Raw genomic sequence first — 21,239 nt, 5'->3', positions numbered from 1 at the left:
CCGGTTCGGTCGTCCGGTGCCGGATCAACGCCCCTCCTGCACCCCGACCGCCCGATTCACTCCCCCTTCGACCCCAACCCGAGCGGTGCGTTTCTCTACCTGTGGCGACTTCCGCACCTGTCTCGGCCCGGAATCGGCGAATTTCTCTACCTGTGGCGACTTTCGCCCCCCGACCCCGCTGCGACACCGTGGGTCAGGCCACTGGGCGGAGTCTTGGCCGGCGGGCTAGGCGCGGGCGAAGGTCAGGGTTTCGCCGCGGGCGCCGCCCATCCAGACGTCCTGGCAGGCGGCGGCCAGCTCCGGCAGGCCTTCCTCGATGGTGCCGAAGACGTTGCCCGGGACCCAGCCCTGGTCGCCGTTGATCAACAGGTTGTTCCGGCCGTAGAAGACGGCCAGGTCGATGATCTTGGACAGCTCGCCCGGGCCGGAGTCGGACTCGTAGCCGTAGGCCGGATTACCAAGATCATCAGCATCGAAGGCGAAGTAGCAGAGGTCACCGGGGATCGGGGTGACCGTCGTGTTCTCCTTGCCTGGTTCGGTTTTCGCGAAGGCCGGGACGAGATTGTAGATCTCGTTCCGGGCGTATTTTCCGTGGTGCACCGGCCCGGACAGCGGCAGTGCGTCCCAGACCGCGGCGGCGGTTCGGGGGGCCTCGTCGTCCAGCAGCCGGGCCCGGCAGGTCACTCCGCGGGCCTCGAGGGTGACAGTGATGTAGCGGGTCATGGAGATCCTTTCGCAGGTGATCAAGAACGCCGGGTCAGGTGGCTTCGGCCGGACGGTCCCGGGAGAGCAGCGCCGGTCGCCGGGTGGCCCAGTCCGTGGCCCGCTCGTAGCCGCGGCCGGCGCGGAGCACCAGGCCGTCGGCGTGGCGCGCCCCGACGAACTGCAGGCCGATCGGGCGGCCGTCCTCGGTGAAGCCGCAGGGCACGCTCAGGGCCGGCTGCTGGGTCAGGTTGAACGGATAGGTGTACGAGGTCCAGCTGGTCCAGTCGTCCGACGGCCAGTCCGGCGGGGCGTCCCGGCCCAGCGGGAAGGCGGCGAGCGGCATCGTCGGCGTGACCAGCACGTCGTAGGACTCGTGCAGCTCCCCCATCAGCGTGCCGAGCCGCATCCGGACCGCGGTCGCGTCCAGATAGTCCGAGGCGGACAGGGTGCGGCCGTACTCGGCGCCGCGGCGCAGCCCGGGATCGATCCGGTCCTCGATCCCCGGCCCGTACGCCTCCAGCACCTTGGCCGCGCCGGCGAACCAGAGCACCGAGAACGCGTCGACCGGATCCTCCAGGCCGAGCTCGACCTCCTCCACCCGGGCCCCGGCCCCGGCCAGCACGTCGACCGCGGCCCGGACGCAACGGTCGACCTCCGGATCGTTGCGGACGAAGCCGAGATCGGGCGAGAACCCGATCCGCAGGCCGTCGACCCCGTGCTCGAGTTGATCAAGGAACGAGGCGGCCGGGGTCGGCAGGGCCGACCAGTCCCGCGGGTCGGGCCGGGCCAGCAGGTCGAGCATGATCGCGGCATCGGTCACGGTGCGGGTCATCGGGCCGGCGTGGGAGAGCGTGCCGAACGGGCTCGGCGGATAGATCGGTACCAGGCCGTAGGTCGGCTTCAGCGCGACGGTGCCGGTGAACGATGCCGGGATCCGGACCGAGCCGCCGCCGTCGGTGCCGATCGACCAGGCGCCCATGCCGAGGCAGACCGCGGCGGCCGAACCGCCGCTCGATCCGCCGGCGGTCAGGGCCGGATCCCACGGGTTGCCGGTCGCGCCGAAGGCGCGCGAGTCGGTCACGCCCTTCCAGCCGAACTCGGGGGTCGTCGTCTTGCCCAGCAGTACGGCACCGGCCTCCCGCAGCCGGGCCACCGGCGGCGCGCTGTCCAGCCACGGACCGTCGGCCGGGATCAGCGCACTCCCCCGGCGGGTGGGCCAGTCCTCGGTCAGGAACATGTCCTTGATCGAAGTCGGGACGCCGTCGCCCGGCCCGGTCGGGGCGCCGGCGGCGTAGCGCCGGGCCGACCACTCGGCCGCGGTCAGCGCCCGCTCCGGATCGACCAGGACGAAGGCGTTGACCGCCCGGTCGTGGGCCTCGATCGCGGCCAGCGCGGCCAGGGTCGCGTCCACCGGGGTGAAGTCCCCGGAACGGTAGCCGGCGACCAGCTCGGTCGCGCTGAGCATCGACAGGTCGGTCATCGCCGGCACGCCTTCTTGATCATGAAGCTCCCTAGCTGATCATGAAACTGTCACGTAGCCGCGACGTTTGTCGACGACATTGAACAACGGCCGCCCGTCCAACCACCGCAGGGCGTTGTCGGCGAATTGGCGGCCCAGCGTGTCCCGCCAACCGACGACGTCGCCGGACAGATGCGGTGACACGACCACGCCGGGAGCGTTCCACAGCGGATGATCGGCGGGCAGCGGCTCGGTGGCGAACACGTCGAGCGCGGCGGCGGCGATCCGGCCCCCGGTCAGCGCCGCGAGCAGGGCCTGCTGGTCGATCAGCGGGCCGCGGCCGACGTTGATCACCTGCGCCGTCGGCTTCATCGCGGCGAAGACGTCCGGTCCGAGCAGGTGCCAGGTCTGCGGGGTGAGCGGGGCCACGGCGACCACGTGATCGGCCCAGCCGATCTGGTCGACCAGGGTCGCACTGGACCCGACGGTGCCGAAGTCCGGATCGGCTTCCCGGGCGACGCGGCCGACGCCGCGGACCTCGAACCCGACGGCCCGCAGCAGCCGGGCGGTGGCCCGGCCGATCGGACCGGTGCCGATGATCAACACCGTCCGCCCCTCGGCCAGCAGGGTCTCCCGATGCCGCCAGTGCTGCTCGCGCTGCTGGTACCGGGTCAGATGCACACCCTTGAGGTGATCAAGGATCGAGGTCAGGACGAACTCGGCGATCGGCCGGTCGAAGGTGCCGCGGGCGTTGGTGACGGTGATCGGCGACCGGACCAGACCGTCGAAGAGCAGCGAGTCCACCCCGGCCGCGGCGACGTGGATCCAGTCCAGCTCCGCGGCGGCCGGCCAGGTGTCGGCGACCGCGGTGGAGAAGAAGTCCCAGAGGAAGAGCGCGCGAGCTCCGGCCAGCCCGTCGGTCAGCCCGGCGGCGTCGACGTAGCGGAGCTCGGCCCGTTCGGCGACGCGCTCCAGGCCACGTGGCCGAACCCCGTCCGGCCCGCAGAGCACCGTCATGACGGTCTCGGTCCGGGCGGGGCTCACAACGGCGAGATTAGAAATCCGGCGACAGGATTGTCAACAATCTGATCCGGGATGCATGATGCTCCCATGATGAGGTCGGCGCCCCGGACCCGCGCGGTCGACCGCCTGACCGGCCCTGCGGACCGGGTCCGGATCGGGGTCGTGGCCCCCTTTGACATGGCCCTGGACGACGAGCTGAGCCGCTGGCTGCCGAACGATGTCAGCCTGCATTGCACCCGGACGCCGCACGCCGCGGTGCCGGTCAGCCTGAAGCAGTCCGAGGTGCTGGCCGACCTTGATCAGATCAGCCAGTGCGTCACCGACCTCAAGGTGATCGAGCCGGTCGGTTACGCGTACGCCTGCACCTCGGGCAGCTTCGTCCACGGCCTGGCGGGCGAGCGGGAGCTGGCGGTGGCGATGGAGCTGGCCGGCGGCGCCCCGGCGATCACCACCTCGGGGGCCTTGCTCGCCGCCCTGGCCGCCCTCGGCGTGAGCAGTGTGTGCGTGGCGACCCCGTACGACGCCGCGGTCACGGAGCGGCTGGTCGCCTTCCTCGACGAGGCCGGGGTTTCCGTGTCCGGGCAGGGATTCCTCGGCCTGAAGGGCAAGATCTGGCAGGTCCCGTACCGGACCACGGCGCGGATGATCATGGGCATTCCGCGGTCCGGCGCCGAGGCGGTGTTGATCTCCTGCACCAACCTGAGCAGCTACGACCTGATCGCCCCGCTCGAGGTCGATCTCGGCATCCCGGTGATCTCGGCCAACCAGGCGACGGTCTGGGCCGCGCTGCGGCTGACCGGGCGCCAGTTGATCGGCCCCGGGCAGACGCTGGCCGGACAATCGTGATCGGTCCGGGCATGATCAAACCCGTCACCGAGGAGGAGTACGCCGACCGGGTGCTCCGGGTGCAGCAGGCGATGGTGCCGCGATCATGGTCGGCGTTGGTCGTCGCCGATCCGGCCAACCTGTTTTATCTGACCGGCTACGACGCCTGGTCGTTCTACATGCCGCAGTGCCTGATCGTTCCGGCCGTGGGTGAGCCGCGGCTGTTCCTGCGGGCGATGGACGCGAACGGCGCCACGGCCACGGCCCGGCTGCCGGCGGACCGGATCGAGGGCTATCCGGAGGCCCTGGTGCACCGGATCGACGTCCATCCGTTCGACTGGATCGCCGACCGGGCCCGCGAGCTGGGGCTGCTGCCGGACGGGCCGGAGTCGATCATCGCCGTCGAGGGCGACGCGCACTTCTTCTCGGTGCGCGCCTACCAGTCGCTCTGTGCCCGAGTCGGCCGAGCTCGGCTGGTGGACAGCGAGGCGCTGGTCAACTGGGTCCGGCTGATCAAGTCCGCCGCCGAGCAGGAGCGGCTGCGGGTCGCCGGCCGGCTGGCCGAGCAGGCGATGCGGGTAGCGCTCGAGGCGGTCGTCCCCGGCCGGCGCCAGTGCGACGTCGCGGCCGAGATCCTCGCCGCCCAGGCCGCCGGCACCGATGATCACGGCGGCGACTTCCCGGCCATCGTGCCGCTGCTGCCCACCGGGGTGAACGCCGGCACCCCGCATCTCACCTGGTCCGAACGGCCGTTCCGGACCGGCGAGGCGACGACGATCGAGCTGGCCGGGGCCTATCAGCGCTACCACGCGCCGCTGGCCCGGACCGTCATGCTCGGCGACCCGCCGCCGCGACTCGCCGAAGCAGCCGCGGTGATCAAGGACGGGATGGCCGGCGCACTGGCCGCGATGACCCCCGGCACCGCCATCCGAGAGGCACATTCCGCGTTCAGCCGGATCATCAACGCCCGCGGTCTGACCAAGGAATCGAGGATCGGCTATTCCATCGGCGTCGGCTATCCTCCCGACTGGGGCGAGCGGACGATCAGCCTCCGAGCCGAGGAGACTCGGACCTTCACCGCCGGCATGGCCTTGCACGTGATTCTGGGGCTGTGGATGGACGGCTGGGGGTACGAGTTGTCCGAGCCGGTGATCATCTCCGCTGGCGGTGCCGAGCCGCTCTGCAGGTTGCCCCGTGACCTGGAGGTGAGGAGATAGCCATCAACCCCACGGTGCTTTCCACGACCGAACAAGCGGTGCTGGACCAGATCGACGAGGGTCTGGTGACCCGGCTCGCCGTGGCGCTGGTGCGGGCACCGGCCCGGCACGTACCGAATGTCAATCCGCCCGGTGGCGAGGCGCCGACCGTCGCCGTGCTGTCCGATCTCGCGTCCGGCCTCGACCTCGAGGTGATCACCAGCGAGGTCGCCCAAGATCGATCCAATGTCTCGGTCCGGCTGCCCGGCGGCACCGAGCCCGGCCTGCTGTTCCTCGGCCATACCGACGTGGTCCCACTGGGCGACGGCTGGACCGGCGACCCGTGGAGCGGGCAGATCTCGGGCGGCCGGCTGTACGGCCGCGGTTCCACGGACATGAAGGGCGGGCTGGCCGCCTGCCTGACCGCGATGGCGGCGATCCGGCAGGCCCGGGTCCGGTTGGCCGGGCCGGTCGAACTCGCCGCGGTCGTCGACGAGGAGGACCACGGACTCGGCATCCGGCACTACCTCGGCGGCCCGATCGGCCCGTTCGCCGGCTGCATCGTCGCCGAGCCGACCGAGCTGCAGACGATCATCGCCACCCGCGGCGATTCCTACGTCGAGTTCGTGATCACCGGCCGGCCGGCGCACGCCGGAAACCCTTCCGATGGGGCGAATGCGATCTCCGGCGCCGCGGCCGTGATCACCGCGATCGAGTCCTGGCAGAGCGAGCTGGCGACCAGCGCCCACCTGCTGGCCGGGCCGGCGACCTGGAGCATCGGCACGATCACCGGCGGCACCGGCCCGACCGTGGTGGCCGGCGAGTGCACCGTGGTCGCGGACCGGCGGCTGTTACCCGGCGAATCCGCCAGTGCGGTGCTGGACGACATCCGGCGCCGGCTCGATGATCTTGGGCTGGCGGCGCGCGGGCTGTCGGTCCGGGCCCGGATGACGATGGACATGCCCGGCTTCGAGACTCCGCCCGATCATCCGTTGGTCCAGGCGGTGGAGGCGGCGCTGTCCGACGCCAGCGGACCGCGCTGGGGCCTCGGTGGCTGGACCGCCGCCTGCGACGGCGGCTTCATCGCCCGCGACGCCGGGGTGCCGGTGGTCGTGCTCGGGCCGGGTTCGGTGAACGAGCACGCACACCGGCCGAACGAGTCGGTCCCGGTGGCCGACCTGGTCACCGCGGCGAGGACGTACGCCCTGGCGGCGCTGCGACTGATCGGCACGCTGGACGACAAAGCGCCGGCCTGACAGGTGGAGGGGTAGCTGATGACGAACGCACCGGTGACGGTCGGCCTGCTGTATCCGGGGTTCAGCGCCGAGGACGACTTCCCGGCCCTGGCCGAGCGGCTGGAGGGACGACTTCGGCTGCCCCTGGTGCACACCAGCGTGGGCGAGGACGCGCACCGGGTGGACGCCCTGCTCGATCTCGGCAGCGACGCCCGGCTGGCCGAGGGCGCGCAGCGATTGGCCGCGAGTGAGCCGGATTCGATCATGTGGGCCTGCACCTCGGGCAGTTTCGTCTTCGGCTGGGACGGCGCCCGGCAGCAGGTCGAGCAGATCGCCGCCGCACAAGGGAAACCGGCCTCCTCCACCTCGATCGCGTTCGTCGAGGCGGCCCGCTCGCTCGGGCTGCGCCGGGTCGCCGTGGCGGCCTCGTACCCGGCGGACGTGGCGGCCCGGTTCGTCGACTTCCTCGGTGTCGGCGAGATCGAGGTGGTGCACTGGGGCAGCCGGGACATCATGACCGCGGCCGAAGTCGGCACGCTGGGCCGGGAGGACGTGATCAAGCTCGCCGTCGATCATGATCATCCGGAGGCGGAGGCCGTGCTGGTGCCGGACACGGCGATGCATTCCCTGCTCTGGCTGGATGATCTCGAGGACGCGCTGGGCAAGCCGGTGCTGACCGCCAACCAGGTGACCGTCTGGCAGGGCCTGCGGATCGCCGGCGGAACGCTCGACTGGCCCGGTCTCGGCCGGTTGTTCGCCGGCCCCGATCGGTGAGGCGGAGCCATGCCCGAACGCCGCCTGATCGAGCCGCTCTCGGCCGTGTCGACCGCGAGCATCATCGCCGACCGGCTCCGCTCGGCGATCCACAGCGGGCACTTCGCCGCCGGTGAACAATTGCACGAGGTCGAGCTCGCGCGGGAGTTCGGCGTCAGTCGCGGGCCGCTCCGGGAGGGCATGCAACGGCTCACCCAGGAAGGTCTGCTGGTCTCGATCAAGAACCGCGGCCTGTTCGTCGTCGAGCTGACCGAGGCCGACGTCCGGGACATCTACCTGGCCCGGGAGGCGATCGAACGGTCGGCGGCCCAGGAGATCTTCCGCTCCGGGAACCCGGAGCGCGCCGGTGAGCGGTTGATCAAGGTCTGGCGGGACATGGAGCGGGCCGGCAAGCGCAACGATGTCGTCGCGATGGGTCAGTGGGACGTCAAGTTCCACGAGTGCCTGGTGGCGCAGGCGAAGAGCCCGCGGCTGTCTCGGATCCACCGCACCCTGATGACCGAGACCAAGCTCTGCATCAACGCGCTCGGCGGCAGCTATCCCCCGCCGGACGAGCGGGTGCCGGAGCACAAGGCGCTGGCCGAGGCGATGCGGGAGGGTGATCAGAAACGGTTCGACCGGCTGCTGATCGCGCACATGGCCGACGCCGTCGGCCGGCTGGCCCAGGTCGTCCCGCCGGTGGCCAACAAGCCCTAGTTTGCGGGCGCGGGCGCGGGCCGGTCGACGGCCCAGGACGAGTCGGCACCGTACGGATGATCGATGTAGAAGACCCAACTGTCGTCCGGCAGCCGGCGCATCACCTCCATCCCGTGGTGGTGCAGTTCGAGCGGTTCGCCGTCCGACTTCGTACCGGTGATCAACCACTGGGAGCGCACCAGCGCGAAGTCACCGGCCCGGGTGACGTGGTGCACCACGACGTCCATCCGGGGGTTCAGCCCGATGTAGCCGGCCATCACCTCCCTGATCCCCGCGGCCCCCTTGGCCACCGCGTCGTCGCCGTGCACCCGGTCCAGCCGGACCACCCGCGCCTCCGGGTGATACAGGGCCGCGGCGGCCTCGACATCGCCGGTATTGAACGCGCGGCCGAGCCATTCGTCGACGAGTTCGGGAGACGGTGCGCCCATGATCATCCTTTCCGGACCAGCGAAACGGACTGGAGTCCGCTTCTTCGATTTCGAGAGTACAAGCGAAACGGACGCGCGTCCAGTTGGTAGTCTCGCGGCGTGACGCTACCGACGGCGGATCCGGCCGACCGGCCGGAGCGGGCGGACGCCCAGCGCAACCGCGCGAAGGTGCTGGCGGCCGCCGAGCGGCTGTTCGCCGAACGCGGTGCGACCGACGTCAGCATGGAGGACGTGGCCCGGGCCGCCGGGGTCGGCAAGGGGACGTTGTATCGGCGCTATCCCAACCGGGCGGCGCTCGCGGTCGCGATGCTGGACGAGCACGAACGGCGGCTGCAGGAGCGGATGATCTCGGGGCCGCCGCCGCTCGGGCCGGGGGCGCCGGCGGCCGAGCGGCTGGCGGCGTTCTACGCGGCGATGGTCGAGTTGCTCGACCGGCATCTGCAGCTGGCGCTGGCCGCGGAGACCGGGGCCGCGCGCTTTCGTACCGGAGCGTATGCCTTCTGGCGCTTGCATCTGCAGGTGCTGCTGCGCGATGCCGGCGCTGCCGACCCGGGTGATGCCCTGGCCGACGTTCTGCTCGCGCCGCTGGCCGGCGAACTTCAGCAGCACCTGATCGATCAGGGAATCACCGCCGAGCAACGGGTCGCCGCACTGCAGAGCCTCGCCCGGAGCGTCCTGTCTGCCCCGGCCGAGTGATGATCAACTCGGCATCGCGATGCCGATGTATTTGGTCTCCAGGAACTCGTCGATGCCGATCGCGCCGCCCTCGCGGCCGAGCCCGGACTGCTTGACTCCGCCGAACGGCGCGGCCGGGTTGGACACGATGCCTTGGTTGAGCCCGACCATGCCGGACTCGATCCGCTCCGCCATCCGCAGCGCCCGCCGCAGATCGTTGGTGAAGACGTACGACACCAGGCCGAACTCGGTGTCGTTGGCCAGCGCGACCGCCTCCTCCTCGTCGCCGAACGGGGTCAGCGGCGCCACCGGCCCGAAGATCTCCTCCGAGCTCATCTTGGCCTCCCGCGGCACCCCGGACAGCACGGTCGGCCGGAAGAAGTAGCCGGGGCCGTCGATCGGCTCGCCGCCGGTGAGCACCGACGCGCCGCGATCGAGGGCATCCCGGACCAGCTCGGAAACCTTGGTCAGCGCGGCCTGGTCGATCAGCGGGCCCACCTGGACGCCGTCGTCGGTGCCGGGGCCGACCCGGAGCTCGGCCATCTTCGCCGCCAGCCGGCGGCCGAACTCCTCGATCACCCCGGCCTGGACGTAGATCCGGTTCGCGGCGGTGCAGGCCTCGCCCATGTTGCGCATCTTGGCCTGCATCGCGCCGGCCACCGCCTCGTCCAGGTCGGCGTCGTCGAAGACCACGAACGGCGCGTTGCCGCCGAGCTCCATCGACGTCCGCAGCACCTTCTCGGCGCATTGCTCGAGCAGGATCCGGCCGACCTTGGTCGAGCCGGTGAAGGACAGCTTGCGGGCCAGCCCGGATCTGATCATGGGCTCCAGGACGGCGGCGGCGTCGGTGCAGGTGATCAGATTGACGCCGCCGTCGGGCATCCCGGCCTCGCGCAGGATGTCGATCAAGGCCAGCATCGACAGCGGGGTCTGCGGCGCCGGCTTGATCACACTGGCACAGCCGGCGGCGATCGCCGGGCCGAGCTTGCGGGTGCCCATCGCCATCGGGAAATTCCACGGTGTGATCAACAACGTGACGCCGACCGGCTGCTTGGTGATCAAGAACCGGGCGTCGCCGGCGGGTGAGGTCTGGTAGCCGCCGTCGATCCGGACCGCCTCGCCGGCGAAATGGCGGAAGAACTCGGCCGCATAGACGATCTCGCCCCGGGCCTCGGCCAGCGGCTTACCCATCTCCGAGGTCATCAGCAGCGCCAGGTCGTCGATTCGCTCGTGCAGCAGGTCGAACGCCCGGGTCAGGATGTCGGCCCGCTGCCGTGGCGACAGGGCCGCCATCGCGGGCTGGGCGGCGGCCGCGGCGTCCAGCGCCCGCCGGCCGTCGGCCGGGCTGGCGTCGGCCACCTCGGCGAGGACCTCGCCGGTCGCCGGGTTGAGCACCTCGAAGGTCCGCCCCTCCGCCGCGGGCCCCCAGGCGCCGCCGACGAAGAGCTGTTTCGGCACCGCGTCGACGACGGCCGGACGGGTGGACTGCGGGGTCTGCGTCGCGCTCATGGGGCCACGGTACTCGCTGGCCTCGACCTGCCGACAGCCCTCTTGTTACCCTCGATTATTGTCAACAATCCTACTATCCGACGCAGCCTTCGAGAGGACGATCATGGCCGAGCTCTCCCCGATCCTGACCCAGGCGAACCCGATCCTCGCCGACCGCGGCTCCGGTGTCCTGATCTTCGACGCCGATGATCGTCGCTACCTCGACTTCACCGCCGGGATCGGCGTCACCAGCACCGGCCACTGTCATCCGGTGGTGGTGGAGGCGGCCCAGCGTCAGGTCGCGACGATCATCCACGCGCAGTACACGACCGTACGCAATCGGCCGTTGCTCGAGCTGACCGAACGGCTCGGATCCGTGCTGCCATCGGGGTTGGACCGGGTCTTCTTCGCCAACTCGGGTTCGGAGGCGATCGAGTCGGCGATCCGGCTGGCCCGGCAGGCAACCGGGCGGCCGAACGTGATCGTCTTCCACGGCGGGTTCCACGGCCGGACCGTGGCCGCGGCGTCGCTGACCACCTCGGGCACCCGGTTCCGGTCCGGCTTCGCCCCGCTGATGGGCGGCGTGCACCTGGCGCCGTTTCCGGATCCCGGCCACTTCGGCTGGTCCGAGGAGGAGTGCACCGACTTCGCGCTGCGGCAGCTCGACTATCTGCTGCAGACTGTGTCCGCGCCGGCCGACACCGCGGCCTTCCTGGTCGAGCCGGTGCTCGGCGAGGGCGGCTATGTGCCGGGCAACGAGCGGTTCTTCGCCGGCCTGAGGGAGCGGGCCGACCGGCACGGCTGCCTGCTGATGATCGATGAGATCCAGACCGGCTTCGGCCGTACCGGGACGTTCTGGGGCGGTGATCATTTCGGCGTCCGGCCGGACGTATTGATCACGGCCAAGGGCCTCGCCTCCGGCTTCCCGCTGTCCGCGATGGCGGCGCCGGCCGCGCTGATGGAGAGGGCCTGGCCCGGATCGCAGGGCGGCACCTACGGCGGCAACGCCGTCGCCTGCGCCGCCGCCTGCGCCACCCTGCAGGTGATCGAGGACGAGGGCCTGGTGCAGAACTCGGCCGAACGGGGGCGGCAACTCAAGGACGCCCTGACCGCAGTCGCGGCCGACCATGATCAGATCACCGACGTCCGCGGCCTGGGCCTGATGATCGGAAACGAGTTCCGCGACGCCGCCGGCAACCCCGACGGTGCGACCGCCGCAGCGGCGCAGCAGGAAGCCTCGCGCCGCGGACTCCTGCTGCTGACCTGCGGCGCCTACGGCCAGGTCGTCCGCTTCATCCCCGCCCTGGTCGTCTCCCCGGCCGAGGTGGACGAGGCCGCCGGGATCTGGGCCGACGCGGTGAACGCCGTGCTGTGATCACGTTCGTTCCCTGGATCCACCGATGATCTTGGATCGGGCGGTGTCGGACGGGCACAGTCCAGCTGGAGTGTTCGTTCCCTGAGCCTGTCGAAGGGCAAGCCCTGTCTGGATTCGGGTCGCGGGACCCGGGCACCCGCCGAGTGGACCCGGACGGCAGGATTTCGCCGCGCCCGTCCTTGGCGCGCTCTTTCCGGCCGTCAGGCCGAAAACCGAAGGGCACCCAGCTGGCTTGCCCTTCGACAGGCTCAGGGAACGAACAAGCTTCGACGGGCTCCCAGAACAACGGATCAGCTCGCGTCCGGCTCCGGCACCGGCCCACGCGGTCCGGGTCGGCGGCCCGCCGGCCGGGAGATCACGCCGGGCACGCCGCGGCCGCGCAGCGATGCTCCCTTCGTCTCGATCACGGAGATCAAGGCCACGGCGCCGACGGCACAGGCGGCCATCATGTAGAACGCCGGGAACAGGCTGTTTCCGGTCGCGCCGATGAGAGCCTCGTTGATCGCCGGAGCCGTGCCGCCGAAGAGCGAGGTCGCCACGTTGTAGGCGATCGCCAACGCCGCGAACCGGATGTGGGTCGGAAACATGGCCGGGAAGGTCGCGGAGATGGTGGCCAACTGCGGCACGTACAGCAGGCCGATGACGGCAAAGCCGATCACCGCTCCGACCGCGTTGGTGCCCATCAACATGTACATCGGCGTGGCCATCACGAACAGGCCGATCAGCGAGGCCCACCACATCGGCTTGCGACCGACGCGGTCGGACAGCGCACCCGCGAAGGGCAGGAAGATCATCATCGCCAACTGGCCGATGATCGGAACGATCAGCGCACCGTTCTCGTCGAGACCGATCGACTCCTGCAAGTAGGTCGGGGTGTAGGCGATCAAGGTGTAGTTGACCACGTTCAGCGCGATCACCAGCCCGAACAGCTGCAGGATCGGCCGCCAGTAGCCGAGGAACATGTCCCGGAACTGGGTCCTCGTCTCGGTTTCCTTCTGACCGGTCTCCTCCAGTTCCTGGAAGACCGGGGTGTCCTCCATCCGACTCCGCAGATAGAGCCCGATCAGTCCCAGTGGCGCCGCGACCAGGAACGGAATCCGCCAGCCCCAGGCCATCATGGCCTCCTGGCCAAGGACCAACTGGGCCAGCAACATCAACAGGGCGCCCAGCGAGAAGCCGCCGAGGGTGCCGAACTCGAGGAAGCTGCCGAAGAAGCCACGCCGCTTGTCCGGCGCGTACTCGGCCATGAACGTCGCGGCGCCGCCGTACTCGCCGCCGGTGGAGAAGCCCTGGATCAACCGGAGCAGGATCAGCAGCAACGGTGCCGCGTAGCCGATCGTCTCGAAGGTCGGCAGCAGGCCGAGGCACAGCGTGGCCCCGGACATCATCAGGATGGTGATCGCCAGGACCTGCTTGCGACCGAGCCTGTCGCCCAGCGGCCCCCAGACCAGACCGCCCAGCGGCCGGATCAGGAACGACACGGCGAAGATGCCCAGGGTGATGAGTACGTTCTCACCCGGGATCAGATTGGCCGTGATGTAGGCGGTGCCGTAGGCGTACAGACCGTAGTCGAACCACTCTGTCGCGTTGCCGATGGCCGACGCCCCCACCGCTCGGCGGAGCGTCTTCGCATCCACCTCCTGTGGTGGCTTGGATTCTGCGGCTGTTGCATCGGTCATCGAACTCTCCTCCGTCCCGGCCCGGGCGGCGCCGAGCCATGGTCGTCGGCGCCTCCGGGCGCCAGCGGCCGTAGGATTGTTGACAATCTCCTTCGTACGATACTCAAGAAATGAGCCTCAGGGCCAGCTTTCGAGCTGTAAAAGCCCCGTGACGATCTGCGACGGCGACGTTACCGCCGTCGGCCGACGACCGTAACTTCGTTTCGGTTGTGATGCAACTGGCGAGCGAAGATGATCTTGTATCGCTCGCCGAGATCATCCAGGGCGCGGTCGATCAACTCAACCGGCCGGTTGGTCGTGATCTTCAGTGTGATAATGATCAAGTCACCATGGCGTTGCAACGGAGCGGCCGTGATCATGGTCTGCACCGAAAGCAGCGGGTCCATCCGCATGTCGTTCACGATCACCTGGAACGTCCGTTTGCTGCGACGCAGGAACTCCCCCGCGGTCGTCCGGTGCCAGCTCAGCTCCGGCCGCCTGGCCAGCGACGGTGCCGGCTCCCCCGGGTCGACGCCATGCACTCGTCGGGCTCCCCGCTCGAGCAGGATCCTGGTCCAGCCGCCCGGGCTGGCGCCGAGGTCGAGCGCGTCACCGGTGATCGTCAACGGCAGCAGGGAAAACAGCTCCTCCAGCTTGTGCTCGGCCCGCGAGATCTGCTGCGGCGACTCGGCCAGCCGCATCCGCCCGCCGGGCCAGTCCGACAGCGCGTCGGCGACGCGGGTGCGGCCGATCACCACCCGCCGTTCGCCGAGGCAGACCGCGAGCACCGTCGCGCAACCGGCCCGCTGCACGGTCCGTCCGGCCGCGGTGAGGCGGTCGGCGATCATCGCTCGTACCGCCTCCGGACGATGCCGGCTGCGACCGCTGGCCCAGACCTGGACGGCGATCGGCTCGGTCGCACCGGCGGCCGATTCGGCCAGCTCGATGATCATCTCGGGATCGGCCGCGTCGCCGGCCGCCCGGTGCTCCGCAACCTCGGCCAGGTGGCGGACGAACCGGAGCCCGCCGGTTCGTGCCGCGTCCGCCACCTCGGCCAGGCCGGCGCCGTCCAGCCGGATCAGGCCGGCGTCCTCACCGACGGCGACATGATCAACCACCGGGAATGATCGTTTCAACTCCTGCACCGCAAACCGGTAGTACCGATCAGCGGCGGAGAACAAGATCTCGACAGTCACCCGGTCAGGGCTGCCGGCCGATGAACGCGATCAGTTTCGTCTGCACGTCCGCATCCTCGGGCACCTCGACCTTCGGCCCGTACTGGCCGCTGGACCGGAGCACCTCGTCCAGGGATTCCATGCCGGCCAGCAGTTCCGCGGCATAGTCGGCGTCGAGGGTCTCATCCTGACCGGTGGCGCGGGCCAGATCCCAGGTGTGCATGAACACGTCGGCCGTGAAGAAATTGTGGATGGCCTGATCAAGCTGATGCCGGCCGGCCACCGGATGATCAAGGACGCGGTCGGCCGTCCCCGGGTCGTCGAGCAGACCCTGCACCGCGTCACTCACCGTGGTCCAGTTGGCCAGCGGGTCGTCGCTGACCGGTGGACCCTGCGGCAGCGTGATCCCGGTGCCGGCGTTGAGGAACGCGGGAAACCACTCGGTCAGATGGTTGACCACGTCCCGCGCGGCCCAGCCGTCGGGCGGAGCCGGCCGGGACCAGCCGCCGTCCGGGACGCCCTGGACCCGATCGGTGAAGGCCGCGGCGACCTGGCGATAGCGCTCGGCCGGCGTGACGTCGGGTGAATTCATCGGTGCTCCTTCATGAGTTGGTCAAGAATGCCATCGATTCGGCGGAGGGACCGGTTCAGGCCGGCCTCCATGCCGGAGCTGACGTGATTGTCGCGATGCTCACGACTGGCGTGCCGGACGGTGACCGTCATCGTGGTCCGGCCGTCCCGTTCGATGAGGGCCAGGTCGGTGATCGCCTCGACGCCCGGGTTGCCTTCGAATCCCTCGGTGGTGACCAGCCGACGCGGCGCCTCGATCTGCCGATAGATGCCGAACCAGCCGAGCTCGGTGCCCGCCGCGTCACGGGAGACGTAGCGCCACCGGCCGCCGACTCGAAGATCGATCTCGCAGACAATCAGCGGCGCGTCGGTCGAGGTCCACCAGCGGCGTACGTACTCCGGCGTGGTCCAGACCGTGAACACCAGCTCACGTGGTGCGTCGAACATCCGGGTGATCACGATCTCGGTGTCGCTCGGCAGCGTCACACTGGTGCTGTTGATCATCGGTCGGACTCCGCCGTCCGCCGGTCATGATCATCACGCAACTCGGCCAGGACGTCGTCGAACCGATCCAGCCGCGCCGACCACAGATGCCGAAACCCCGCCAGCCACTCCTCCATCGGCAACAGCGCCGTCGGCACCAGCCGATAGACCCGGCGCCGGCCGTCATTGCGTACGTCCACCAGTCGCACCGCCCGCAACACCGCCAGGTGCTTGGAAACCACCGGCTGCGACAGCTGCAACGAGCCGACCAGATCTCCGACCGAACACTCCTCCACCGCCAGCGCCCCGAGGATCTCCCGCCGACACGGCTCCGCCACCGCGTTGAACACGTCGGAGGTGGTCGCTGCCCTGGGCATACCAAGATCATATGCCCATATCGACATGTGTCAAGGAGGTGAGCACACAATCGACTTTGGCGGCTGCCCCGGCCGCCGTTAGGGTTGTCGGACCGCAGGCCAGTTGCGGGCGCATAGCTCAGTTGGTTAGAGCACCTGCCTTACAAGCAGGGGGTCAGGGGTTCGAGTCCCTTTGCGCCCACCGATCTTCAGCTCCGCGCATCAGCGCCACGTCGTCGCCCCACTCGTCGAGAATCTCGCCGTGCCCGGCCGATCGCGCGAGCGGCTCGATGATCGCGAAGAGCCGGTGGCCGGCCGTCGCGGCGCCGGTGTCCAGGACCTCTTCCAGCAGCGGCCCGAACCGCTCGGCTGCGAGCTCGGGCGGCCCGAGTGGATGCTCCGCCAGGTCTTGCAGCAGCCACTTGTTGTACGGGCGGACCCGGGCGTGCACCGCGAAGAGGAAGCCGAGCAGCCAGGGCAGCGACTCCGCGGCGTCCAGCCGGGCTTCGGCGCGGCGGCCGTCGCGGTCGTTCTTCAGCCAGCGGTAGAGGGAGTTGCAGAAGGCGTCCAGCCAGCCGGCAGCCCGCTGCCGTGCCTCGTCCGGGGCCAGGGTTCCTTTGGCTGCGACCAATCGGGCGATCTCGCCGTCACCCGTGTCCCGGAGGACACGGGCGTGAGCGAAGGCGTAGCGGTTCCACTCGGCCGCCGTTCCAGGCGTCGCGTGGGTACGGAAGTCCGCGAGGGACATCGGCACGACGTCGAGTTTGCTGCCCCGGCGCCGCTCTCCGTCCGGCAGCGCGGCCGGGTCGCCGTACGTCACGAGGTACACGTCGTAGTCGGAACGCTCCGTCGCCGCTCCCTCGCGCGCCCGGGAGCCGGTGAGCACCACACCGGCGACGCGATCGTCGTCGGAGACCCGCGCCAGCAGGTCCCGGAACTCCTGATCGGCCGCCGATTCGTGGAACACCCGGCCATGGTCCCAGCGGGACGCAGGGTTGGGCGACGTATTTTCCACTCACCGCGGTGCGTGTGGCCAATCTTGCGCGAGAAGTTTCTTCCAGGCTGCGGGAACATCGCCCGACAGAAATCTGACGATCTCGTGCTCAGTCTCCTTGTTGATCCCGCAGGAAGTCACTCGAGCGGGAGTCGCATGACGACGCGAGGGAAGCCGTCGGTGACGGATTCGGTGTCGGCCACCTTGGTGAAGCCGGCCTGCTCGAAGAGGGAGCGGGTGCCGACGAAGGCCATGGTGAGGTCGACCTTCTGGCCGCGGTTGTCGACCGGGATCGCCTCGACGGCGGGCGCACCCTGGCTGCGAGCCAGATCGACCGCGCCGGCCACGAGCTCGTGGGCGATCCCGCGGCCGCGAAAGCCGGAGCGGACGCGGACGCAGAAGATCGACCAGACCGGCAGGTCGTCGACGGCTTTGATCTTGGTCGAGCGGGCGACCGGAAGCTCGGCCCGCGGCGCGATGCCGGCCCAGCCGGCCACGTCGTCGCCGTCGTAGGCGAGCACGCCGGGCGGCACCGTGTGGCGGCAGAGCTTGCGGACATAGTCGGCCCGCTCGCGTCCGGCCAGCGATCGGTTCGTCTTGGCATCGACCCGATGGCTCAGACACCAGCACACGCTCGAGTCCGGACTCTTCTTCGGGCCCAGCATCGTCGCAACGTCGGCGAAGCGGGTCGCCGGTCGCACCTCGATCGTCATGTCGTCACGCTAATGGCGCGGTCGGCGGCTCGTCCGGTGAATCGGATCGGCGGCAGCGGGAATACAGCACGCCATCGCGCCACTGTCCGTCGCGGAAGCCGGCGTCGCGCAACGTCCCCTCGAGCGTGAAGCCGGACTTCTCCAGCGCTCGCCGTTCGGCGATGTTGTCGGTCTCGGTGTAGGCCTCGATCCGGTGCACCAGCGTCTGGGCGAACAGGTAGTCGACGAGGAGCCGGTGGGCCCGGGTCCCGATGCCCCGGCCGCGCCTCGCCCGGGCGAGCTCGATGCCGAGGCTCCAGCAGTCCCGGCCGAACCAGTGGTGCCGATCCCAAGAAATGCAGCCCGCCTGCTCTCCGCCCGCCGTGACAAGGACGACCCCGCCGGAGTCGCCGATCAGACCGCCGGCCTGCCACCGCGACCGCCACTCACGCGGATCCCGGAAACCCTGCCACATAAAGGATCCGGCGTTCTCCGGATCGCTGATCATCTGTTGCAGGAAGGAGAGGTCGGTCTCCTCGATCGGGCGAAGCGTCACCTCGTCGTCAGCCACGACAGCACCCTACGCGGCGACAGGGACGCCGACTGCGTGCTGCTGATTTCCCGGGTCGTTGGGCACCGATGCGTGCTCGACGGTCGGACCACTCGACCTGTCGCGACCTTCCGGGGATCAGCCCGAGTCCCGCGCCACCGGCCTGGGCGGTGGACAGCTTTCGGCAGAAAGGGGCCGGGCCGGTGTCCGCTTGCGCGGGTCGGCCGACTCGCTGATCGCTGTGGGTTGATCCGGTGTCGTTATTTCACTGCGTGCGGACGGGTAGCTCGACTTTAAACGCTTAACCACCTCGCACGCAGTGAAATCACGACACTCCTCCACTGACCACCGTTGCACGCCGCCAGATCGGGTTCGCCCACAACCACCCCGGCACCGGGCGACTCGCCGATGGCGTCGGTGCTGGAACACCCCACCACTGACTTCTCCCGGCGACATATCTCAGTTGGCGTATATAGGGACTCTGTTATATTTCTGGTGTGGACGTGTTCGAGGCGGTGGCGGAGCCGAATCGGCGGACGCTGCTGGAGTTGCTGGCGGAGGGTGAGCAGCCGGCGGGGGGGCTGGTGGCGACGTTGCCGCGGTTGAGTCAGCCGGCCGTGTCGCGGCATCTTCGGATCCTGCGTGAGGCCGGGCTGGTCGAGGTGCGGCCGGACGGGCAGCGGCGGATCTACGCGTTGCGGGGTGCCGGGCTGGCCGAGATCGATCAGTGGATCGAGCGCTATCGCCGGTTCTGGGCCGGCCATCTGGTTGATCTTGAACTCCACCTGGCCAGCCGCCACGACCCGACGACGCATCCCGATGAGTGATCAGGACGGGCGACTCGGTCATGATCAGGACCAGACCGTGATCAGCTTCGTCCGCCGGCTGCCGTACCCGATCGAGGAGGTGTGGTCAGCCCTGACCGATCCGGCCCAGCGGCGGCAGTGGTTCGGCCCGACCAGCATCGACGGCCGGGTCGGCGGCCTGATCGAGTTGGTGCCGACCGGCCCGGCGGCCCCGGTGGCGGACAAGCGGATGACCGGCCGGATCCTGGTCTGGGATCCGCCGCACGTGCTGGAGCACGAGTGGCGGCAGGCACCGATCGAGCCCGGCGTGGTCCGATACGCGTTGTCCCGGGACGGCGACGGCACCCTGCTGCGCTTCACCCATCGCGGCCTCGGCCTCGACAACGCCCGCGGCTTCCTGCCCGGCACTCACGCCTACCTCGATCGGCTCGCCGCCCAACTGGCCGAGCGACCGGTCCCGAACTGGATCCAGCGCTACGACGAGCTGGCACCCCGCTACCAGGCCGTTCCATGATCAACACTGAACCGGAGACACCAATGACCGGCCCACGGCCCGACGGGCCGCAACGATCGGCCGCCCGACGGCTCGCCGTGATCATGCTCGGCGCCGGCTGCGCGCATTTCCTCGTCCCGCGCCGGTTCGACGCGATCATCCCGCCGGCGCTGCCGGGCCGGGCCCGGACCTACACCTACCTGTCCGGCTCCGCCGCGCTGGTAATCGGCGCGGGCCTGACCACGACCCGGGCCCGGCGCCCCGCGGCCGCCCTCGCCGCCGCGTTCTTCGTGGCGGTGATGCCGGCCAAGCTGCAACTGACCGCCGACCTGTTGCGTGACGAATCGAAACCGCGGTGGGTCAAGGCGATCGGCGTCGTCCAACTGTTCTGGCAGCTCCCGTTGATCACCGAGGCGATCCGGGCCGGGCGCCCGACCCGGACCTGAACGGGTCAGTCGCGGCGGCGCGGACTCCAGCCGGAGTCGTAGTCGGGATGATCAGCATGCGCCAGCGCCAGCGCCTGGTGGATCGCGGTGATCACCGTGGTCGCCTGGGATTCCGGATCGTCGCCGAAGACGTTCTCGCCGATCAGGTCGTCCGCCCAACGCTCTCCCCCGCCACCGTCGAAGCCGCCCAGCGCCGCGGCCTCGATCCAGTCCCAGGTGGCCTCCCGGGCCGCCTCTTTGCGTAGCAACTCGGTCAGCGTCAACAACGCCTGGTGGGACGCCGCGACCCGCGGATCGGACAGTTCGTCGGTACGGTCTCGGACGAAGGCCTCGAGCCGCTTGCGATCCTTCCGCTTCACCGGCACCTCCACATCGTCACGGGGCGAAGGGCTCACGGTACCGCGGCGACGAACTCAGAGCTCGCCGTAAACCCGTTCGTATTCGTCGCGCACCTAGGCGTAACAGTGCACGAGCAGAGCGCGGGGGCGGTGCGGCGCGGCCGATGAGTCCCAGTGTCATCGTGCTCAGTTGCCCTCCGGTTCGCTGCTGCGAAGATTCTGAAGTAGCCAAATTTCGCCGCGTTGTCGTGTTAGCGTGTCGCCATCTGGGAGTGATTTATGTCACTCCACAGGAACTCAACCGGGGATGAGCTTATGTCGGGAGAAAGTTAGTTGTCGCGTTGATGGCCGTCGCTGCACTAGCACCTATCCCCATGCGCGGCGATTTACTAAATCTTTTGTCCGGTCCTCAATGGATCAAACTCAGTGGGCTGTTTGGCGGCACTTGGAGGGTAGGGATGACATGCCCATGATTCGACCCGATGGACGTTGGCAGTTGATCGTTTGGTGTGCGCTGACTTTCGTCCTTGAACTCGGCGTGCTTCTGCTCGTCGCATTTGGCGCAACCATGCTCATTATGAGCATTCGGTTTTATTACGGACCTTGGGCCGACCCGCCGGGAACGAACGAAATGCACGTCGTCTTCATGGTTCTGGCTGTCGTGGCAACGGCAGTTCACACCGCTATCCGCTGGAAACGCGGGACCGTGCCGGCGTAAGTGATCCACCATTGGCGCAAAACGGCTACGTTCGGGAGACGCCCAGGAAAGAGGCCCGATGCTGATGCGGCGGGCCTCTTG

The 21,239-nt window shown here is 69.4% G+C and carries 25 protein-coding genes and 1 tRNA gene; 12 read left to right on the top strand and 14 right to left on the bottom strand.

From position 1 onward, the window contains the following. Positions 1–225: 225 nt before the first annotated feature. The 3 genes from FNH24_RS22905 to FNH24_RS22895 are packed head-to-tail and all read right to left on the bottom strand — an operon-like array spanning position 226 to position 3,208. Positions 226–723, bottom strand: coding sequence for a DUF3830 family protein (locus FNH24_RS22905; RefSeq protein ID WP_152364563.1), 498 nt, complete (start codon positions 721–723; stop codon positions 226–228). Positions 724–757: 34 nt separating this feature from the next. Beyond that, positions 758–2,185, bottom strand: coding sequence for an amidase (locus tag FNH24_RS22900; protein ID WP_152364562.1), 1,428 nt, complete (start codon positions 2,183–2,185; stop codon positions 758–760). A gap of 39 nt (positions 2,186–2,224) precedes the next feature. Further along, a complete protein-coding gene (locus FNH24_RS22895; protein WP_246187028.1) occupies positions 2,225–3,208 on the bottom strand; it encodes a D-2-hydroxyacid dehydrogenase in 984 nt (327 codons plus the stop codon). A 66-nt stretch (positions 3,209–3,274) separates the two neighbouring features. Between FNH24_RS22895 and FNH24_RS22890 the strand changes: the two genes are divergently transcribed. From FNH24_RS22890 to FNH24_RS22870, 5 genes are read left to right on the top strand one after another with little or no spacing between them, the layout of a single operon-like run. Beyond that, entirely contained in the window at positions 3,275–4,033 is a 759-nt protein-coding gene (locus tag FNH24_RS22890) for a maleate cis-trans isomerase family protein (protein ID WP_152364561.1), read from the top strand. A gap of 11 nt (positions 4,034–4,044) precedes the next feature. Beyond that, positions 4,045–5,229, top strand: a complete 1,185-nt coding sequence (locus FNH24_RS22885) for a M24 family metallopeptidase (RefSeq protein WP_152364560.1) — start codon at positions 4,045–4,047, stop codon at positions 5,227–5,229. Between the two features lie 14 nt (positions 5,230–5,243). Beyond that, positions 5,244–6,464 (top strand): M20 family metallopeptidase, encoded by a 1,221-nt coding sequence (locus tag FNH24_RS22880; RefSeq protein WP_152364559.1) that lies wholly within the window; start codon positions 5,244–5,246, stop codon positions 6,462–6,464. A gap of 18 nt (positions 6,465–6,482) precedes the next feature. Continuing rightward, entirely contained in the window at positions 6,483–7,217 is a 735-nt protein-coding gene (locus FNH24_RS22875; RefSeq protein ID WP_152364558.1) for a maleate cis-trans isomerase family protein, read from the top strand. Between the two features lie 9 nt (positions 7,218–7,226). Beyond that, entirely contained in the window at positions 7,227–7,913 is a 687-nt protein-coding gene (locus FNH24_RS22870) for a GntR family transcriptional regulator (protein WP_152364557.1), read from the top strand. Here FNH24_RS22870 and FNH24_RS22865 read toward each other — a convergent pair. Beyond that, complete coding sequence (locus tag FNH24_RS22865; protein ID WP_161606270.1) at positions 7,910–8,341, bottom strand: YybH family protein; 432 nt, start codon at positions 8,339–8,341, stop codon at positions 7,910–7,912. The genes FNH24_RS22870 and FNH24_RS22865 overlap by 4 nt on opposite strands. Positions 8,342–8,440: 99 nt before the next feature. Here FNH24_RS22865 and FNH24_RS22860 point away from each other — a divergent pair, with 99 nt between their 5' ends. Beyond that, complete coding sequence (locus FNH24_RS22860) at positions 8,441–9,037, top strand: TetR/AcrR family transcriptional regulator (protein WP_152364555.1); 597 nt, start codon at positions 8,441–8,443, stop codon at positions 9,035–9,037. Between the two features lie 3 nt (positions 9,038–9,040). Here the strand turns inward: FNH24_RS22860 and FNH24_RS22855 are convergent, their stop codons facing one another. Then, complete coding sequence (locus tag FNH24_RS22855; protein WP_152364554.1) at positions 9,041–10,525, bottom strand: NAD-dependent succinate-semialdehyde dehydrogenase; 1,485 nt, start codon at positions 10,523–10,525, stop codon at positions 9,041–9,043. A 103-nt stretch (positions 10,526–10,628) separates the two neighbouring features. On the opposite strand from FNH24_RS22855, the gene FNH24_RS22850 reads away from it, so the two are divergent. Then, complete coding sequence (locus FNH24_RS22850) at positions 10,629–11,879, top strand: aspartate aminotransferase family protein (RefSeq protein WP_152364553.1); 1,251 nt, start codon at positions 10,629–10,631, stop codon at positions 11,877–11,879. 290 nt (positions 11,880–12,169) lie between these two features. Here FNH24_RS22850 and FNH24_RS22845 read toward each other — a convergent pair whose 3' ends face one another. The 5 genes from FNH24_RS22845 to FNH24_RS22825 all read right to left on the bottom strand — a co-directional run bounded on the left by FNH24_RS22845 (position 12,170) and on the right by FNH24_RS22825 (position 16,142). Continuing rightward, the gene (locus FNH24_RS22845) at positions 12,170–13,558 is read right to left on the bottom strand and encodes an MFS transporter (RefSeq protein WP_152364552.1); all 1,389 of its coding nucleotides are present in this window, start codon (positions 13,556–13,558) and stop codon (positions 12,170–12,172) included. Between the two features lie 170 nt (positions 13,559–13,728). After that, positions 13,729–14,733 (bottom strand): SAM-dependent methyltransferase, encoded by a 1,005-nt coding sequence (locus tag FNH24_RS22840; RefSeq protein ID WP_152364551.1) that lies wholly within the window; start codon positions 14,731–14,733, stop codon positions 13,729–13,731. 4 nt (positions 14,734–14,737) lie between these two features. After that, a complete protein-coding gene (locus FNH24_RS22835) occupies positions 14,738–15,304 on the bottom strand; it encodes a TIGR03086 family metal-binding protein (RefSeq protein WP_152364550.1) in 567 nt (188 codons plus the stop codon). Further along, positions 15,301–15,786 carry an SRPBCC family protein gene (locus FNH24_RS22830; RefSeq protein ID WP_152364549.1) on the bottom strand — a complete coding sequence of 162 codons (486 nt, stop codon included), beginning with the start codon at positions 15,784–15,786 and terminating at the stop codon, positions 15,301–15,303. Before FNH24_RS22830 ends, FNH24_RS22835 begins: the two co-directional genes overlap by 4 nt. Beyond that, positions 15,783–16,142 (bottom strand): ArsR/SmtB family transcription factor, encoded by a 360-nt coding sequence (locus FNH24_RS22825; protein ID WP_152364548.1) that lies wholly within the window; start codon positions 16,140–16,142, stop codon positions 15,783–15,785. Before FNH24_RS22825 ends, FNH24_RS22830 begins: the two co-directional genes overlap by 4 nt. Positions 16,143–16,249: 107 nt before the next feature. Here FNH24_RS22825 and FNH24_RS22820 point away from each other — a divergent pair. Next, positions 16,250–16,323: transfer RNA gene (locus FNH24_RS22820), tRNA-Val, on the top strand. Here the strand turns inward: FNH24_RS22820 and FNH24_RS22815 are convergent. The 3 genes from FNH24_RS22815 to FNH24_RS22805 all read right to left on the bottom strand — a co-directional run bounded on the left by FNH24_RS22815 (position 16,297) and on the right by FNH24_RS22805 (position 18,378). Then, entirely contained in the window at positions 16,297–17,088 is a 792-nt protein-coding gene (locus FNH24_RS22815) for a nucleotidyltransferase domain-containing protein (protein WP_152364547.1), read from the bottom strand. The two genes, FNH24_RS22820 and FNH24_RS22815, sit on opposite strands and share 27 nt — an antisense overlap. 164 nt (positions 17,089–17,252) lie before the next feature. Continuing rightward, a complete protein-coding gene (locus tag FNH24_RS22810) occupies positions 17,253–17,828 on the bottom strand; it encodes a GNAT family N-acetyltransferase (protein WP_152364546.1) in 576 nt (191 codons plus the stop codon). Between the two features lie 4 nt (positions 17,829–17,832). After that, positions 17,833–18,378, bottom strand: a complete 546-nt coding sequence (locus tag FNH24_RS22805; protein ID WP_152364545.1) for a GNAT family N-acetyltransferase — start codon at positions 18,376–18,378, stop codon at positions 17,833–17,835. Between the two features lie 476 nt (positions 18,379–18,854). On the opposite strand from FNH24_RS22805, the gene FNH24_RS22800 reads away from it, so the two are divergent. From FNH24_RS22800 to FNH24_RS22790, 3 genes are read left to right on the top strand one after another with little or no spacing between them, the layout of a single operon-like run. Further along, entirely contained in the window at positions 18,855–19,184 is a 330-nt protein-coding gene (locus FNH24_RS22800) for an ArsR/SmtB family transcription factor (protein ID WP_152364544.1), read from the top strand. Beyond that, positions 19,177–19,677, top strand: a complete 501-nt coding sequence (locus tag FNH24_RS22795) for an SRPBCC family protein (protein ID WP_152364543.1) — start codon at positions 19,177–19,179, stop codon at positions 19,675–19,677. The genes FNH24_RS22800 and FNH24_RS22795 overlap by 8 nt, the downstream gene beginning before the upstream one ends. Before the next feature lie 23 nt (positions 19,678–19,700). Then, complete coding sequence (locus tag FNH24_RS22790) at positions 19,701–20,102, top strand: DoxX family protein (protein ID WP_152364542.1); 402 nt, start codon at positions 19,701–19,703, stop codon at positions 20,100–20,102. Positions 20,103–20,107: 5 nt separating this feature from the next. Here the strand turns inward: FNH24_RS22790 and FNH24_RS22785 are convergent, their stop codons facing one another. Then, complete coding sequence (locus tag FNH24_RS22785) at positions 20,108–20,461, bottom strand: hypothetical protein (protein WP_161606269.1); 354 nt, start codon at positions 20,459–20,461, stop codon at positions 20,108–20,110. Between the two features lie 442 nt (positions 20,462–20,903). Here FNH24_RS22785 and FNH24_RS22780 point away from each other — a divergent pair, with 442 nt between their 5' ends. Continuing rightward, on the top strand, positions 20,904–21,158 hold the full coding sequence (locus FNH24_RS22780) for a hypothetical protein (protein WP_152364540.1): 255 nt from the start codon (positions 20,904–20,906) through the stop codon (positions 21,156–21,158). The last annotated feature ends 81 nt before the right edge of the window (positions 21,159–21,239 follow it).

This window comes from Microlunatus speluncae (assembly GCF_009299835.1).
GTDB classification, from domain to species: domain Bacteria; phylum Actinomycetota; class Actinomycetes; order Propionibacteriales; family Propionibacteriaceae; genus Microlunatus; species Microlunatus speluncae.
Note: the sequence above shows the minus strand (reverse complement) of the source record. Positions and strands in the feature narration are given on the sequence as shown.